At 71.0% G+C, this 13,538-nt stretch carries 17 protein-coding genes and 1 pseudogene; 15 read left to right on the top strand and 3 right to left on the bottom strand.

The window, feature by feature from the left end; genetic code table 11:
• Positions 1 to 115: 115 nt before the first annotated feature.
• Positions 116 to 634 (top strand): sigma-70 family RNA polymerase sigma factor, encoded by a 519-nt coding sequence (locus Phou_RS37065; protein WP_173066095.1) that lies wholly within the window; start codon positions 116 to 118, stop codon positions 632 to 634.
• A 24-nt stretch (positions 635 to 658) separates the two neighbouring features.
• Here Phou_RS37065 and Phou_RS37060 read toward each other — a convergent pair whose 3' ends face one another.
• Positions 659 to 1,075 (bottom strand): CBS domain-containing protein, encoded by a 417-nt coding sequence (locus Phou_RS37060; protein ID WP_173066092.1) that lies wholly within the window; start codon positions 1,073 to 1,075, stop codon positions 659 to 661.
• Between the two features lie 227 nt (positions 1,076 to 1,302).
• On the bottom strand, positions 1,303 to 1,701 hold the full coding sequence (locus Phou_RS51605) for a hypothetical protein (protein WP_218579443.1): 399 nt from the start codon (positions 1,699 to 1,701) through the stop codon (positions 1,303 to 1,305).
• Between the two features lie 232 nt (positions 1,702 to 1,933).
• Here Phou_RS51605 and Phou_RS37050 point away from each other — a divergent pair, with 232 nt between their 5' ends.
• From Phou_RS37050 to Phou_RS37000, 12 genes and pseudogenes are all read left to right on the top strand, one after another.
• Positions 1,934 to 2,362 carry a phage holin family protein gene (locus Phou_RS37050; protein ID WP_246274150.1) on the top strand — a complete coding sequence of 143 codons (429 nt, stop codon included), beginning with the start codon at positions 1,934 to 1,936 and terminating at the stop codon, positions 2,360 to 2,362.
• Complete coding sequence (locus Phou_RS37045) at positions 2,359 to 2,976, top strand: DUF3618 domain-containing protein (protein ID WP_173066089.1); 618 nt, start codon at positions 2,359 to 2,361, stop codon at positions 2,974 to 2,976. The genes Phou_RS37050 and Phou_RS37045 overlap by 4 nt, the downstream gene beginning before the upstream one ends.
• Before the next feature lie 125 nt (positions 2,977 to 3,101).
• Complete coding sequence (locus Phou_RS37040) at positions 3,102 to 3,275, top strand: CsbD family protein (RefSeq protein ID WP_173066086.1); 174 nt, start codon at positions 3,102 to 3,104, stop codon at positions 3,273 to 3,275.
• Between the two features lie 210 nt (positions 3,276 to 3,485).
• Positions 3,486 to 3,788: an ATP-binding protein gene (locus tag Phou_RS37035; RefSeq protein ID WP_281365170.1), complete on the top strand. Its 303-nt coding sequence runs from the start codon at positions 3,486 to 3,488 to the stop codon at positions 3,786 to 3,788.
• Positions 3,789 to 3,898: 110 nt separating this feature from the next.
• A pseudogene (locus Phou_RS37030) lies at positions 3,899 to 4,746 on the top strand (STAS domain-containing protein).
• Complete coding sequence (locus Phou_RS37025) at positions 4,746 to 5,141, top strand: STAS domain-containing protein (RefSeq protein ID WP_173066080.1); 396 nt, start codon at positions 4,746 to 4,748, stop codon at positions 5,139 to 5,141. Before Phou_RS37030 ends, Phou_RS37025 begins: the two are co-directional and overlap by 1 nt.
• Positions 5,138 to 5,548 (top strand): ATP-binding protein, encoded by a 411-nt coding sequence (locus tag Phou_RS37020; RefSeq protein WP_173066077.1) that lies wholly within the window; start codon positions 5,138 to 5,140, stop codon positions 5,546 to 5,548. The genes Phou_RS37025 and Phou_RS37020 overlap by 4 nt, the downstream gene beginning before the upstream one ends.
• The gene (locus Phou_RS37015; protein ID WP_173066074.1) at positions 5,545 to 6,549 is read left to right on the top strand and encodes an anti-sigma regulatory factor; all 1,005 of its coding nucleotides are present in this window, start codon (positions 5,545 to 5,547) and stop codon (positions 6,547 to 6,549) included. Before Phou_RS37020 ends, Phou_RS37015 begins: the two co-directional genes overlap by 4 nt.
• A gap of 4 nt (positions 6,550 to 6,553) precedes the next feature.
• Positions 6,554 to 7,897, top strand: a complete 1,344-nt coding sequence (locus Phou_RS37010; protein ID WP_173066070.1) for an ATP-binding protein — start codon at positions 6,554 to 6,556, stop codon at positions 7,895 to 7,897.
• Positions 7,894 to 8,652, top strand: a complete 759-nt coding sequence (locus tag Phou_RS55135) for a response regulator (RefSeq protein WP_308784721.1) — start codon at positions 7,894 to 7,896, stop codon at positions 8,650 to 8,652. Before Phou_RS37010 ends, Phou_RS55135 begins: the two co-directional genes overlap by 4 nt.
• The gene (locus Phou_RS55130) at positions 8,613 to 9,443 is read left to right on the top strand and encodes a PP2C family protein-serine/threonine phosphatase (RefSeq protein ID WP_308784720.1); all 831 of its coding nucleotides are present in this window, start codon (positions 8,613 to 8,615) and stop codon (positions 9,441 to 9,443) included. Before Phou_RS55135 ends, Phou_RS55130 begins: the two co-directional genes overlap by 40 nt.
• A 484-nt stretch (positions 9,444 to 9,927) precedes the next feature.
• Positions 9,928 to 10,380, top strand: coding sequence for a DUF3052 family protein (locus tag Phou_RS37000; protein WP_246274149.1), 453 nt, complete (start codon positions 9,928 to 9,930; stop codon positions 10,378 to 10,380).
• A gap of 340 nt (positions 10,381 to 10,720) precedes the next feature.
• Here Phou_RS37000 and Phou_RS36995 read toward each other — a convergent pair whose 3' ends face one another.
• Positions 10,721 to 10,981, bottom strand: coding sequence for a hypothetical protein (locus tag Phou_RS36995; RefSeq protein ID WP_173066067.1), 261 nt, complete (start codon positions 10,979 to 10,981; stop codon positions 10,721 to 10,723).
• Positions 10,982 to 11,270: 289 nt separating this feature from the next.
• Here Phou_RS36995 and Phou_RS36990 point away from each other — a divergent pair, with 289 nt between their 5' ends.
• Both Phou_RS36990 and Phou_RS36985 read left to right on the top strand, forming a co-directional pair.
• Positions 11,271 to 11,594 (top strand): CU044_2847 family protein, encoded by a 324-nt coding sequence (locus Phou_RS36990; protein WP_173066064.1) that lies wholly within the window; start codon positions 11,271 to 11,273, stop codon positions 11,592 to 11,594.
• 241 nt (positions 11,595 to 11,835) lie between these two features.
• Positions 11,836 to 13,317 (top strand): AAA family ATPase, encoded by a 1,482-nt coding sequence (locus tag Phou_RS36985; protein WP_246274148.1) that lies wholly within the window; start codon positions 11,836 to 11,838, stop codon positions 13,315 to 13,317.
• Positions 13,318 to 13,538 lie beyond the last annotated feature (221 nt).

The raw sequence follows: 13,538 nt of genomic DNA, 5'->3' as shown, positions 1-13,538 counted from the left end.
CGACATGCGCAGAATCATAGATGCTCGTCATCTGCGAAGCCGATTCACATGTCACAGTGAGCACCGCTGAATCGTCTCGGTGACGAACCGCTATTACCGGACGAGGAGTGTGAGCGTGACGCGGGACGAGGAGTTCGAGCAGCTGCGGCCACTCATGTTCGCCATCGCCTACCGGATCCTCGGGAGCGTGGCCGAAGCTGAGGACGCCGTCGAGGAGGCCTGGCAGCGGTTCGAGTCGTCCCCGCAGGAGCCCAAGTCCGTTCAGGCGCTCCTGTCCGCTGTGGTCACCCGGGTCTCGATCGACGCCCTGGAGTCCGAGCGGGTGCAGCGGGAGCGGTACGCCGCCGCGCCGCGGTCGCTGCTCACCGACCCGTACGCGGACCCGGCCCGGTCGGCCAACCTCGCCGACTCGCTGTCGATGGCGGCGATGGTGCTGCTGGAGCAGCTCAGCCCGGCCGAGCGGGCGGTGTTCGTGCTGCGCGACGTGTTCGGCGCCGGGTTCGCCGAGATCGCCACGGCGGTCGGCAGGTCCGAAGCGGACTGCCGCCAGCTCGCGGTACGGGCGCGGCGCCACATGGACGGCAGGTCGTCGAGGGCCGAGGAGGCGTCACGCCCGCGTTCACCACGGGCGTGACCCACCTCGACCGCGCGGGCCGGGCTACCGCTCGCTGATCGCGTCCAGCACCGCACCGACCGGGCGGTCCGGCAGCGCCCGCGCGACGTCCGCGAGCGCGACGATGCCGACCAGGTCGTGGCCGTCGATGACCGGCAGCCGCCGGACCTGGTGCTGGCCCATCGTCCGGAGGATCTCGTCCGCCTCGTCGTCGGCACCGATCGTCACCGGCTTGCCCTGCGCGAGCGCCCCGGCGGTGACGCTGTCGGCGTCGTCACCCGCGGCGAGCACCTTCAGCACGATGTCCCGGTCGGTCAGCATGCCTTTGAGCCGGTTGTCCTCGCCGCAGATCGGCAGCGCGCCAACGCCGAGATCCGCCATCCTCCGGGCGGCCTCGCGCACGGTGTCGTTCTCGCCGACGCACTCCGCGCCCGCCGTCATGATTTCTCGTGCCGTGGTCATGCCCTCAACTCCTTACCCGTCCCTGGCCCCCGCATCAGTGACGGCAATCGAAATCTTCCTGACGCCAGATGCCCTGGATGAGCCGCCGGAAACCACCGGACGCGGCCGCGCGGAAAACGGCACGACCGGCGTGAATGGATGGCCCGGCGGCGGGTAGCCACCGGGCCCCAGCAAGCAATCCCTCAGGTTAGGGGCAACACGAGATGACGGACATCGCTATGTCTCGTTCACCCTCGGGCGACCAGGAGTCGACCGCACGGGTGGCGAAGGAACAGGCCGCTAACGTCGGGCACACGGCCGCCGAGGGCGGCGGGCAGGTGCTGCGGACGGCCGCCGAGCAGGGCCGGCAGGTCGCCGGGGAGGCGGGCGAACGCGCCCGCGAGCTGTACGGCGTGGCCCGCGACGAGGTCCGCGGCCAGGTCGGCGGCCAGCAGCGCCGGGCGGCCGGCGGGCTGCGTTCGGTCAGCGGCGAGCTGCGCGCGATGGCGGACGAGGGTGGCGGGTCGGGCCCGGCCACCGAGCTGGCCCGCCGCGCGTCGGGAACGATCGACCAGTTCGCCGGGTGGCTGGAGGGCCGCGAACCCGGCGCCGTGCTCGACGAGGTCAAGCGGTACGCGCGGCAGCACCCCGGCGCCTTCCTGGCCGGTGCGGCGGTGCTCGGCGTCCTCGCCGGGCGTCTGACCCGCGGCCTCGCGGCCGACGCGAGCGCGGACACCGGTACCGGTGACGACCGTCCGGCGGGCAACGGCGCCGTCGGCGTCGCCACTGTGCCGCCCGCTACCGGCATCCCGCCGGCTGATCCCATCGGGTACGCCGAGGGTCGGCCGGCGGATCCCATCGGGTACACCGGGGCCGGCCGTGAACCCCGCGGCCTCCGATGTGAACGAGCCGAGGCGGGACGTGTCGCAGCGCTCGTTCGGCGAGCTGGTCGGCGAGGTGGCGCAGGATCTGTCCACTTTGGTCCGCCAGGAGATGGACCTCGCCAAGGCCGAGCTGCGGCAGGAGGCGGGCAAGGCCGGACGGGCCGCCGGTGCCTTCGGAGCCGCCGCGGTCGCGGGGCACATGGTCCTGCTGTTCCTGTCCTTCGCCCTGTGGTGGGCGCTGGCCAACGGCATGGACGAGGGATGGGCGGCACTGATCGTCGCCGTCGTGTGGGCGGTCGCCGCCGCCGTCCTGTACGCCGTGGCCCGCTCCCAGGTACAGCGGGTCCACGGGCTGACCCGTACCGCCGAGACCGCCAAGCAGATTCCGGACGCCCTCAAGCCAGAGCCAGGAGGCTACCGATGAGCACGGACCCGGATCAGATCCGGAACGAGATCACCCGTACCCGGGAGAGCCTCAGCGACGACGTGGACGCGCTGGCGTACAAGGCCGACCCGCGACGGATGGTGGAGGACCGCAAGCGGCGCGTCGGCCAGGCGGTGCACCGGGTGACCGACAAGGTCATGGGCACCGCGTCGCAGGCCGGCGAGATGGCCTCGGACCGGGTGTCGTCCGCGGCATCCACCGTCGGCGACGCGGCTTCCGCCGTGGGCGACGCGGCCAGCGCCGCGCCGCGCCAGCTCAAGCAGCGGGCCGAGGGCAACCCGATCGCGGCCGGGCTGATCGCGTTCGGTGTCGGCTGGCTCGTCTCGTCCCTGCTGCCGGCCACCCGGCGCGAGCAGGAGGCGGCCAGCCGGGTCAAGGAGGTTGTGCGGGACCACAGCGACACGATCAAGGAAGAGGTCGGCGGCGTGGCGCAGGACCTGCGCGACGGCCTCCGCGAACCGGCGCGCGAGGCGACCGAGGCGGTCAAGACGAGCGCCGAGGACGCGGTCGGTGCCGTCAAGGACGAGGCGCGGACCACGGCCAGCGACGTCAAGGACGAGACCCGCACCGCCCGCGAGCAGATGCGCTCGTAGCCCGCGTACCACCGGCCGGCTCCCCCAGCCGGCCGGTGGGCTCCGGATTGGGTTTCCGAACCGGCGGGTACCGCTATATGGAGCCGCCGTCCCGGTGGACGGCCGACAGTTCGAAGGTGGTTGTCATGGGAATGGATGACAAGATCGACAACAAGACCGAAGAGCTTGGCGGCAAGGCCAAGGAGAAGGTCGGCAAAGCGACCGACGACGAGGACCTTGAGGCCGAGGGCAAGGCCGACCAGACATCCTCGAACCTCAAGCAGGCGGGCGAAAAGATCAAGGATGCTTTCCGCTCCTGACCGGTGCTTCAACGGGGGCCGCGACGCGGGTCGTGGCCCCGTGGGGTGTGCGGGTCAGAACGCAAACACGAAAGCGCCTATCGTTCATGGTCTGCCCCGCCGGGGTGGACGGAGGGGCGCGATGCAGGGGATGGTTCCCATGACGGTGAGCATGCGGCTGCCGCGTGACGTCGCCAGCCTGCCGCTCGTCCGGGGGTCGTCGACCGGACGCTGAGCGCCGCCGGCGTGTCCGAGGACTTCCGGTACGACATCACCGCCGCGCTCACCGAGGCGTGCGGAAACGCGATCCGGCACGCGGGGACGGCCGGAGACTACGGCGTCGCGCTCATGGTCACCGGCGAGACCTGCACCGTCGAGGTCAGCGACGAAGGCGTCGGGTTCACGGCGACCGGCACGCCCGTCCAGCCCTCCCCGGCGCACTGGCCGGACGCGGCCTGTACCTCATCGCGCAGCTCGTCGATCACGTGGAGGTGGACGCGGCCGCCGGGCGCGGCACCACCATCCGCTTCGTGAAGAATGTCAGCCCCGCCACCGTCCGATAACGAAGGTCCGGAGGGCGGTAACGGCGGTGGTAGAGTCCGCCGGACCAGCGGCCATAGATCAGGTGTTCGAGGAGGTACGCGGTGGGACTGGACGCAGCGGAAGGCGAGCGGTTTGCGGCCGTCCTCGTCCGTCATGAGGACCAGATCGTCAAGCGCTGGACGGAGCTCGTCGCCGAGACGCTGCGGGGCCGGCTGAGCCAGGCAGAGCTCGGCCGCCAGGTCACCGAGATCCACCGCAGCCTCGTCGCCGCGGCCGGCCCGAGCGGGATGAGCGTCGACGGTGAGGCCGCCGGCGAGCTGCGCGCGGTGCTCTCCGAGCTGTCCGTCGCCCGCGCCCGGCAAGGGTTCACCGCCACCGAGACGGCGGTCAGCATCTTCGCGCTCAAGGACACGCTGCGCGACATCCTCGACATCCGGGACAGCCCCGAGCTGCTCAGTGACTACGTCGAGTTCTCCCGGTTGATCGATGAGCTGGGCCTGTTCACGTTCGAGACCTACACCAAGGCCCGCGAGTCGGTCGTCGCCGACCAGGCCGAGCAGCTGCTCGAGCTGTCCACCCCGGTGGTCAAGCTCTGGGAAGGCGTCGTGGCCGTGCCGCTGGTCGGCACGCTCGACTCGGCGCGGGCACAGGTGGTCATGGAAAAGCTGCTCCAGACGCTTGTCGACACCGGCTCCCCTACGCGATCATCGACATCACCGGTGTGCCCGCCGTGGACACGCAGGTCGCGCAGCACGTGCTCAAGACGGTTGTCGCGGCCCGCCTGATGGGTGCCGACTGCATCATCTCCGGCATCCGCCCGCAGATCGCCCAGACGATCGTGGCGCTGGGCATCGAGTTCGGCGACATCGCCACCAAGGCGAGCCTCGCCGACGCGCTGCGGCACGCCATCCGCATGACCGAGGCCCGCCCGGGCCGCGGGGTCGCCTGATGGAACGCGTGCCGATTCTCAAGATCGGCAAGGTGCTCCTGGTCTCGATCCAGGTCGACATGGACGACCAGACCGCGCTGCAGCTGCAAGAGGATCTCGCCGAGCAGGTCGTGGCACACGGGTCGCGCGGCGTCCTCATCGACATCACCGCGCTGGACATCGTCGACTCGTTCGTCGGCCGGATGCTGTCGACGGTGGCGTCGATCTCCAAGGTTCTCGACGCCGAGACCGTGGTGGTCGGCATGCGCCCCGCGGTGGCGATCACGCTCGTCGAGCTGGGCCTGTCGTTGCCGGGGATCCGCACCGCACTCAACGTCGAGCGCGGCCTGGAGCTGTTGACCGGCTCCCCCGAGCTGGACGCCGTCGACACCCCCGAGGTGTCACCGTCACCATGACCGTCGCCGGCGAGGTGCAGACGCAGCCCATCTCGTCTGACGAAGACGTCGTCCGGGTCCGCCAGCTGGTCCGCGCCGCCGCCGTCGCGGCCAAGCTGTCCCTGGTCGACCAGACGAAGCTGGTCACCGCCGCGAGCGAGCTGGCCCGCAACACCCTTGTGTACGGCGGTGGCGGCAGCGTCACCGTCACGGCGGTCGACAACGGCCGCCGTCGCGGCATCCAGATCGTCTTCGCCGACGAGGGGCCCGGCATCGCCGACCTCGACCTCGCGATGACCGACGGCTACACGACCGGTGGCGGGCTGGGCCTCGGCCTCAGCGGCGCGCGGCGGCTGGTGGACGAGTTCGACATCGACACGGAGGTGGGCCGCGGCACGGCGATCACCGTGACCAAGTGGTCCCGATGACCGACTCCACCATCCCCGACGAGGGCATCTGGTTCACGGTGGACGAAAACGCCACGGGCAGCGGAGCACGCCGGGCCGCGGAGCGCCTGGCCATCCAGGTCGGCCTCGCCGCGGCGCGGATCTCCGAGCTGTCCATCGTCGTCGCCGAGCTGGCCAGCAACCTGGTCAAGCACGCCAGCGGCGGCTCGCTGCTGGTGCGGCCGGTCCGGCGGCACGGCGAGGCGGGCGTCGCGCTGTTCGCCGTCGACTCCGGACCGGGCATGGCGGACCTGGCCAGATCGGCACGGGACGGGCATTCCACCGCCGGCAGCCTCGGCATCGGCCTTGGCGCGATCGGCCGGCTGGCCAGCTGGTACGACGCGCACAGCGTGCCCGGAAAGGGCACCGTCGTGGTGGTCGAGATCTGGCCGGGGAAACCGCCGGAGCTGGAGTGGGCGGCGGCCATCGCCCGCCCGCTGACCGGTGGCCAGGTGTGCGGCGACGGGTACGCGTGGCGGCTCAGTGACGAGCGGCGCCAGGTGCTCGTCAGCGACGGGCTGGGGCACGGCGCCCTGGCCGCGGCGGCCTCCCAGGCGGCCGTACACGCCTTCCACCGGGCACCCGCCGCCACACCGGCGGCGGTCGTGGAGCACCTGCACCGCAGCATCAGCCACACCCGCGGGGCCGCGCTGGCGGTCGCCGAGCTGGACCTGCCGGCCGCGACGGTCCGGTTCGCCGGGCTCGGCAACATCGCCGCGACGGTGCTGGAGGGCGACACGCGGCGGGGCATGATCTCGCTGCCGGGCATCGCCGGGCACCAGCGGCGGGCCGTGCGCGAGTACAGCTATCCCCTCACCGCACAGTCGCGGGTCGTGATGCACTCCGACGGTGTCAACGACCGGTGGCGTCCCGACGACTATCCGGGACTGGGCGAGCACCACCCCGCCGTGGCGGCCGCGACCATCCTGCGGGACGCCGGGGTCCGCCGCGACGATGCGTGCGTCCTGGTCGCCCGGGGGTAACGGCATGAGTCCGCTACTGGCCCAGATGGCCCTGCGCGTCGAACACGACATCTTCCTCATCCGGCAGCGCGGGCGCGAGGTGGCCGCCGCCGTCGGGCTGGACAACCAGGACCAGATCCGCTTCGCCACCGCGCTCAGCGAGGTGGGCCGGCAGGTGCTCGCCCTCGGCGACGGCGCCGACGTCACCTTCCACGCCGAGCCGACAACGCTCTGGGTACACCTGGTCACCCGCCGTCAGATCAGCGAGGCTGACCTGCTCGCCGGGCCCGCCGCCGCGGCGCACCGGCTCGTCGACGCGCTGCGAGTCGACGTCACCGACGTGACAATGGTGCGGATGTCCCGCCATCTGCCAACGACCGCGGAGCGCCTGACCACCGAGCGCGTGGACCAGCTGCGCCTCGACCTCGCGCGCCTGCTGCCCGGCTCACCGCTGGACGAGCTGATGTCGCAAAACAGCCAGCTCGTCGAGGCGCTGGACAAGGTACGGGCGCAGCGCGACGAGCTCGCGCGGCTCAACGAGGAGCTCGCCGAGACAAACCGGGGCGTGCTCGCGCTCTACAACCAGCTCTCCGAGGAGCTGGAGGAGACAAACCGGGGTGTCGTCGCGCTCTACGCCGAGCTGGACGAGAAGACCGCGCAGCTGCGCGCCGCCAGCGAGTCCAAGAGCCGCTTCCTGGCCAACGTCAGCCACGAGCTGCGCGCCCCGGTGACCGCGATCATCGGGCTCACCCGGCTGCTGGCCGACTCGCCGGCGGCACCCCTCGTCGCCGACCAGACCACCCAGGTCGATCTCATCCGCGGCTCCGCCACCGACCTGCTCGCGCTCGTCAACGACCTGCTGGACCTGGCCAAGGCGGAGGCCGGCCGGCTGGAGCCGCAGTGGGCCGACGTCGAACTGCGGGTGGTCTTCGGCCAGCTGCGGGGCACGCTGCGCGCCGTGACCAACAACCCCGACGTCGAGCTGGTCGTCGACGACCCGGTGCCGCCGCTGGTCATCCACACCGACGAGGTGCTGCTCGCGCAGGTCCTGCGCAACCTGCTCGTCAACGCGCTGAAGTTCACCGCCGCCGGCCAGGTCGCCATGCGGGCCCGCAGCGGCCCGGACGGCCTGGTGGAGCTCGTCGTCGCCGACACCGGCGTGGGCATCCCGGCCGACCAGCAAGAACGGATCTTCGAGGAGTTCTACCAGGTCCCGGGCACCATCGCCGCCCCGCGCACCGGCACCGGGCTCGGCCTGCCGTATGCCCGGCGGCTGGTCAACCTGCTGGGCGGCACCCTGCGGGTGGACAGCGAGCCCGGCCGCGGCAGCGTCTTCACCATCACGCTCCCCGAACGGCCGGTGGGATGAGCGAGCGGGCCGACGCGATGACCGTCCTCGTGGTCGATGACAGCGCACCCAAGCGGTACCTGCTCACGACCTGGCTGCACCGCGCGGGCTTCACCGTGCTCCAAGCCGAGACCGGGGGTGCCGCCCTGCACATGATCGAGGCGACGCCGGTGGACCTCGTCGTGCTCGACGTCAAGCTGCCCGACATGACCGGCTTCGAGGTCTGCGAGCGGATCAAGACCAACCCGCGGCACCAGGCCCTGCCGGTCATCCACGTCTCCGCCCACGCGGTCGACGTGCGGGACCGCACCCACGGCCTGTCCAACGGCGCGGACGCCTACCTCACCGAGCCGATCGAGCCCGACGAGCTCGTCGCCACCGCGCACGCCGTCCTGCGGTACTACCAGGCGCGGCAGCGGGCCGAGCGGCTCGCCGAGCGGATGACCTCCCTGGCCGAGACGACACTCGCGGTCAACCTCGCCTCCTCGGTCACCGAGCTGCTCCAGGTCGCCTGCCAGGGCGCCGCCCGGATGTTCGACGGATCGGCCGTGGTCGCGGCGGAGACGATCGACGGCGAGGCGCTCGCGGCCGCCACCGGCGACAACGGCCAGCCGGTCACCCTGCACCCGTGGGTCGACGGCGGCACCTCGCCCCCGTCGGGATCACCGTCCGCTCGGACCGCGCCGCCGACTGGCCGCAGGCCGACTGGGGCGCGCACGAGGCGGTGGCGGTCGCGGTGGTCCGGCTGCGGGCCGACCGCGCACCGGTGTACGTGACGGTCGCCGCCGGCAACCAGCCACCCGCGCTCTCCACGCTGCACCAGCTCGCCCAGGCGGTCGCCGCGGCGATCGAGGCCCAGCGCTCGTACGACCAGGAGCACCGGATCGCGCTGACCCTCCAGCGCAGCCTGCTCCCCCGCCGGGTGCCCAGAATCGCCGGCCTCGACCTCGCCGTGCGGTACGAACCCGCCAGCGTCGACACCGAGGTGGGCGGCGACTTCTACGAGCTGACCATGCTCGGCGACACCCTCCTGGTGGCGATCGGCGACGTGACCGGGCACTCCCTGCACGCCGCGACCGTCATGGCGGAGGTACGCCACGCGATCCGCGCGTACGCCGTCGACGGCCACCCGCCGGGCGCGATCGTGGACCGGGTCAACACGCTGATGCGCACCCTGCTCCCCGACGAGCTGGCCACCATCTGCGTCATCCAGCTGGACCCGGCCACCGGCGCGGCGCGGATGGCCAGCGCCGGCCACCTTCCACCCCTGCTCGTCACCGGCGCGGGCACGCGGTACCTGGAGCACCTCGCCCCGCTGCTCGGCGTAGCCGCGAGGCGCCCGCCGGACCTGGAGTTCACCCTGCCGCAGGACGCCACCCTCGTGCTCTACACCGACGGGCTGATCGAGCGGCGGGACGCGGACATCGACGACGGCCTGCGGGCACTCGCGAGCAGCGCGGCGCAGGTCGACGCCGACCTCGACCACTTCTGCCACCGCCTGCTCACGGAGCTGGCCACCCCGCACATCCGGGACGACATCGCGGTCGTGACGGTCCGCCGCCGGTAGCGCACCGTCACCATCGGTAACGGCCTTCTGCCTGGTTCGAGCATCCGGCTCTGCCGACGACAGTGCATTCAAAACCGCCGCGCCGCTTCCGTGCTCACGTGCGCGCTGCGCCAGAGTACCGGCTCCCGCCGGGGCAGCGATGGCAGGTGCGACTGGGCTGGCGCACCGAACCTGCCGGCCCGGACGAACTGCCGACGGCGTCGGTCCTGATTCAGTTCAGCCCGGCTAAAGCCGAACTGAACCAGCGATGATCGGCCTCACCGTAGGTGGCCTGATTCTCGCCGTCGTGGCTCTGAGCGCCGGGGCGGTCGTCCTCTCCCGACGCGGGACCGGAGGGCGGCTTGGCCTACCCGCCCGCCGCGTCAATTCCCGAGCAACAGCCTCGAGACACTCTTCTAGCCGCGAACCGCGCGTACAGAGTGGGACGGCCTGCTCGGTGGCTCGGCGGATGCGTAAGCCTCGGCCGCACCACTACGATCCACGAGTGTCCGACAACGCGGGGCGATGGGGTGACATGGCTGGTTACTCGGGCACGCCGCTGCACCGCAAGCTCGGCATCAAGCCGGGTCACCGAGTCGCACTGTTGGACGCGCCGACTGGTTTCGAGGCCAAATTCGATGGCCTGCCCGACGGAGTCGTCATCCGGTACGGCCTGGCTGCCGACGCGCCGACCGACGTGATCGTGCTGTTCGTGACCGGACGCCACGAGTTGCAGGCCCGCCTCGACGAGGTCAGACGCGGCATGGCCCAGGACGGCGGCTTCTGGGTCGCCTGGCCGAAACGAGCGTCGAAGGTGCCCACGGACGTTACCGAGGACGTCGTCCGTGAAGTCGCGCTGCCGACCGGGTTGGTCGACAACAAGGTATGTGCGATCGACGAGATCTGGTCGGGCCTGCGGTTGGTCATCCGCCGCGAGTACCGCACACAAGCCAAGTGAGGTGTCTCGCCGGATCCCCTCGACGCAAGACGGGCGCCGCGACGCGCCTCGATGCGTACAGCCCGGCGGCGGGACTGAGGTGACGGTGGGCTCGTAGAGGGTGGATGCACCGAACATGTGGTTCGCGCAGGCCGCCAGCCTGGAGCAGGTTGTTCGGGCTCCGGGTTGAGCGCTTCGGCCAGGAAATCAATCTCCAGCACGACGAGCACTCCATCCGCCTCACGCGATGCCCGGATCTGCCGCGCTGCGTGCGCTCCGCGGATCTCTGCCGCGATGCTGGTCGCCGGCTCCCTGGGAAGTCCGGTTGTGCGGATGGGCATGACCGTAGATGCCAACGGGCCTACCGTTCGGCGATCCCTTCGCCGGCCCAGCCGCTCATATGCCGCGCGACGACTTCCCGTACTTGATGGCGAAGATCGGTGTAGCTCATGTCGCCCATGCCTTCGGCTTCGAAGACCGCGTCGGTGAAGCTGTCCACCGTCTCCGGCGGCGCCTCACATAGGTGACGTATCTCGGCCGGTGGCAGGCAGAAGCCCAAGCTGATGCACAGGTCGGCGAGGAGTTGCTCGACGTCGGAGTCAAGGTTGAACCGGTGGCCCACCGCAACATCGTGCCAGCCCTCCGGCCGACGACACACCTCCGGCCCCGTGGCGCCCGCACATGCCGCGATCCGGGGCGCTGCGCTGGTTGAGTGCGAGCTCGTGTCGATGGGCGTAGTAGGAGTGATGCGGCGACGTCAACCGCGGGCTGCGGCGGTAGCGGGCGATGCCCGACGCTTGCCGAGGTGGCGGTTGCGCCTCTTCTTCGGTCCGCCCGGGCATCCGTACGCGTCGGGAATCTGTCTGCACTGTTGGCTTCACGGGCGGCCGGTGTTGCGGTAGGAGTCTGATGTGGCGGATTTCGTGGAGTACACATTGGATGACGGCACGGTCGTGGTCTTCGAGTCCGCCGAGGCTGACCTGGTCAGCCTCCATGGTGGGGGCATGGCTGACACCGCTGAAGGTGGCCCGTTGGCGGCCAAGCTGGTAGGGATCGCCAAGACGTGCGGTCAGATTGCCCGGGCGGTGGGTGACGAGCTGACACCAGACGAATTGGCGGTGCAGTTGGGCGTCAAGATCGCGGGCGAGCTCAACATGTGGTTCTTCGCGAAGAGTCAGACCGAGGCCACGATCACGGTCACCGCGACGTGGAAGCGAGGGCTGACGGCATCGTGAGGGCTGGCCGGCAGCACATCCAGGCCGCGACGGCCACCGTCAGGCTGACTGAAGCGGGCAAGTCGGTCGGTACGGCCGTGTTGATCGATACTGGTCGCCTTCTGACCTGCCGTCACGTCGTCGCGAAGCACACGCCCGGACACTGGGAACGGCCCGACGTCTGGATCACGTTTCCCGGCATACCCGCGATCGGTGCCAGGGTGTTGTACGGGGCGAGGTCGACGCTGTTGTGCTGGACCTGATGACCGCGGACGACGACCCGCGGCTGCCTCGACCGGTGCCGTTGTCCGGCAGCGCCCGGCAGCCAGCCCGGGTGGAGGTGTTCGGCTATCCGACCTCGGATCACACGGCCGCGGGTGTGTGGCGCGACTTCGAGGTCGCGGGCGTGGTCGACGGCGAGCAGTACCAGCTGAACTGGAACGGTGCCGGCTCGCTGCCCGGACACAGCGGCGGCCCGGTCGTCGATGCTAAGTCCGGGCGGCTCGTCGGCCTGCTCACCGCGGGCTCGCAAGCCGGCCGGTTCGACCGCTACCTGCCACTGACCACCTTGTTGAGTCGTGGTGTCCTGGCGCGGCTGCCCTGGCTCATGGAGGGCGATGACGCCCAAGGGCACTTCACCCGCCGCTCGCGCGGCCATCGTGGGCAGACGTCCGGTAGCAGCGTGTTCACCGGCCGCTGGGCCGCTCGCGAGCGCATCCACGACTGGCTCGTGGCAGACCAGGCACCCGGCGACGTACTCGTGATCACCGGGCAACCGGGAGCGGGCAAGTCCGCGGTCCTGGCCCGGGTGGGGCTCGACCTGTCCGAGGAACTCTCCGGTTCACGCGGTCTTCTGTTCCACGCACGCCAGGCGACGGCCGCCGACTTCCGCACGGCGGTCGCCGACCTCACGGGCGCCGCGGACGACAGCGGACCGGGCCAGCTGCTGGCCGGCGTCGACGATGCCGCACGCGGGCAAGTGGGCGACCGGCGATGCGTGATCATTGTGGACGGTCTCGACGAGGTCCCCGACGCGAAGGATCGGCGGCAGATCGCATCACAGCTGACCCAGCTGGCCCGCCGCCCCTGGGTCCGGGCGGCGGTAGCAACCCGATGGATGGCCACCGACCCGTTCGCGCCGGCGAGCCTGCTGCGTGAGTTCGGCATCACCAGCGCCCGCGCCCGACACCTCGTCTTCCTAGACGCGCCGGAGTACTTCGCGCCGACCGACCTCGCCGAGTACACGTCCCGGCTCCTGGCGCAGGAGGGAGTGAAGTACCCGCCGCCGTCAAACCGGGCCTGGCGGCGATACCGATCCGACCACCACCTGCGGGAACGGCTGGCGGCGGTCGTGGCCCAGCGGGCGGGCTCCAACTTCCTCGTCGCTGCTCTGTCCGCCTCCCGGCTCGCCGAGGCATACCGGGTCCGCGATCCGCGCGATGCCGACTTCGACCCCGCGAAACTGGCCGCCAGTATCGGCTCCGCGCTCGAGGCCTTCCTCGACGGCCACGGAAACGGTGCCCTCCTGCGCGGCGCCCTCACCAGCCTGGCCTACGCGCCGGCGGCCGGCTACACCGATCACGCGTGGCAAGCGGCGGCCGCCGCACTGGGATACCCCTCGACCAGCTCGCCCTGGACCGGATCCGACGAGGCAACGTCGCCGACTACCTGCTACAAACCACAACCGACACGGCCGGCATCGTCACCCGCCTGTTCCACCAAGCCCTCGTCGACCAACTCCTAGCAGATCGTGACACCCGCCAGGACCAGGCAAACATCACCAAAGCGTTGACCCCTGGCACCGGGCACTCAACACGGTAAGTACGACGTCGTCTCTTCCGGCGCGGCCCGCGACGGTACCTGTACGCGCCGACGCTCAGCCAGAGGGAGTGTCGATTCCACGAACTGCGCATCGTGAACGTCGGGTATCCGGATCTGCCGAATTGAGTGCGTTGCGGAATCGAG

The organism is Phytohabitans houttuyneae (genome assembly GCF_011764425.1).
GTDB lineage: Bacteria > Actinomycetota > Actinomycetes > Mycobacteriales > Micromonosporaceae > Phytohabitans > Phytohabitans houttuyneae.
The sequence above is the reverse complement of the archived record's forward strand: the minus strand, read 5'-3'. Positions and strand labels throughout refer to the sequence as shown.

Excerpts from the sequence above, each read along its gene's own strand:
- Phou_RS37040 (WP_173066086.1), top strand. The coding sequence starts at position 3,102 with ATGGGAATGGATGACAAGATCGACAACAAGACCGAAGAGCTTGGCGGC.
- Phou_RS37025 (WP_173066080.1), top strand. The coding sequence starts at position 4,746 with ATGGAACGCGTGCCGATTCTCAAGATCGGCAAGGTGCTCCTGGTCTCG.
- Phou_RS37015 (WP_173066074.1), top strand. The coding sequence starts at position 5,545 with ATGACCGACTCCACCATCCCCGACGAGGGCATCTGGTTCACGGTGGAC.
- Phou_RS36985 (WP_246274148.1), top strand. The coding sequence starts at position 11,836 with ATGACCGCGGACGACGACCCGCGGCTGCCTCGACCGGTGCCGTTGTCC.
- Phou_RS37010 (WP_173066070.1), top strand. The coding sequence starts at position 6,554 with ATGAGTCCGCTACTGGCCCAGATGGCCCTGCGCGTCGAACACGACATC.
- Phou_RS37045 (WP_173066089.1), top strand. The coding sequence starts at position 2,359 with ATGAGCACGGACCCGGATCAGATCCGGAACGAGATCACCCGTACCCGG.
- Phou_RS55135 (WP_308784721.1), top strand. The coding sequence starts at position 7,894 with ATGAGCGAGCGGGCCGACGCGATGACCGTCCTCGTGGTCGATGACAGC.
- Phou_RS37060 (WP_173066092.1), bottom strand. The coding sequence starts at position 1,075 with ATGACCACGGCACGAGAAATCATGACGGCGGGCGCGGAGTGCGTCGGC.
- Phou_RS37020 (WP_173066077.1), top strand. The coding sequence starts at position 5,138 with ATGACCGTCGCCGGCGAGGTGCAGACGCAGCCCATCTCGTCTGACGAA.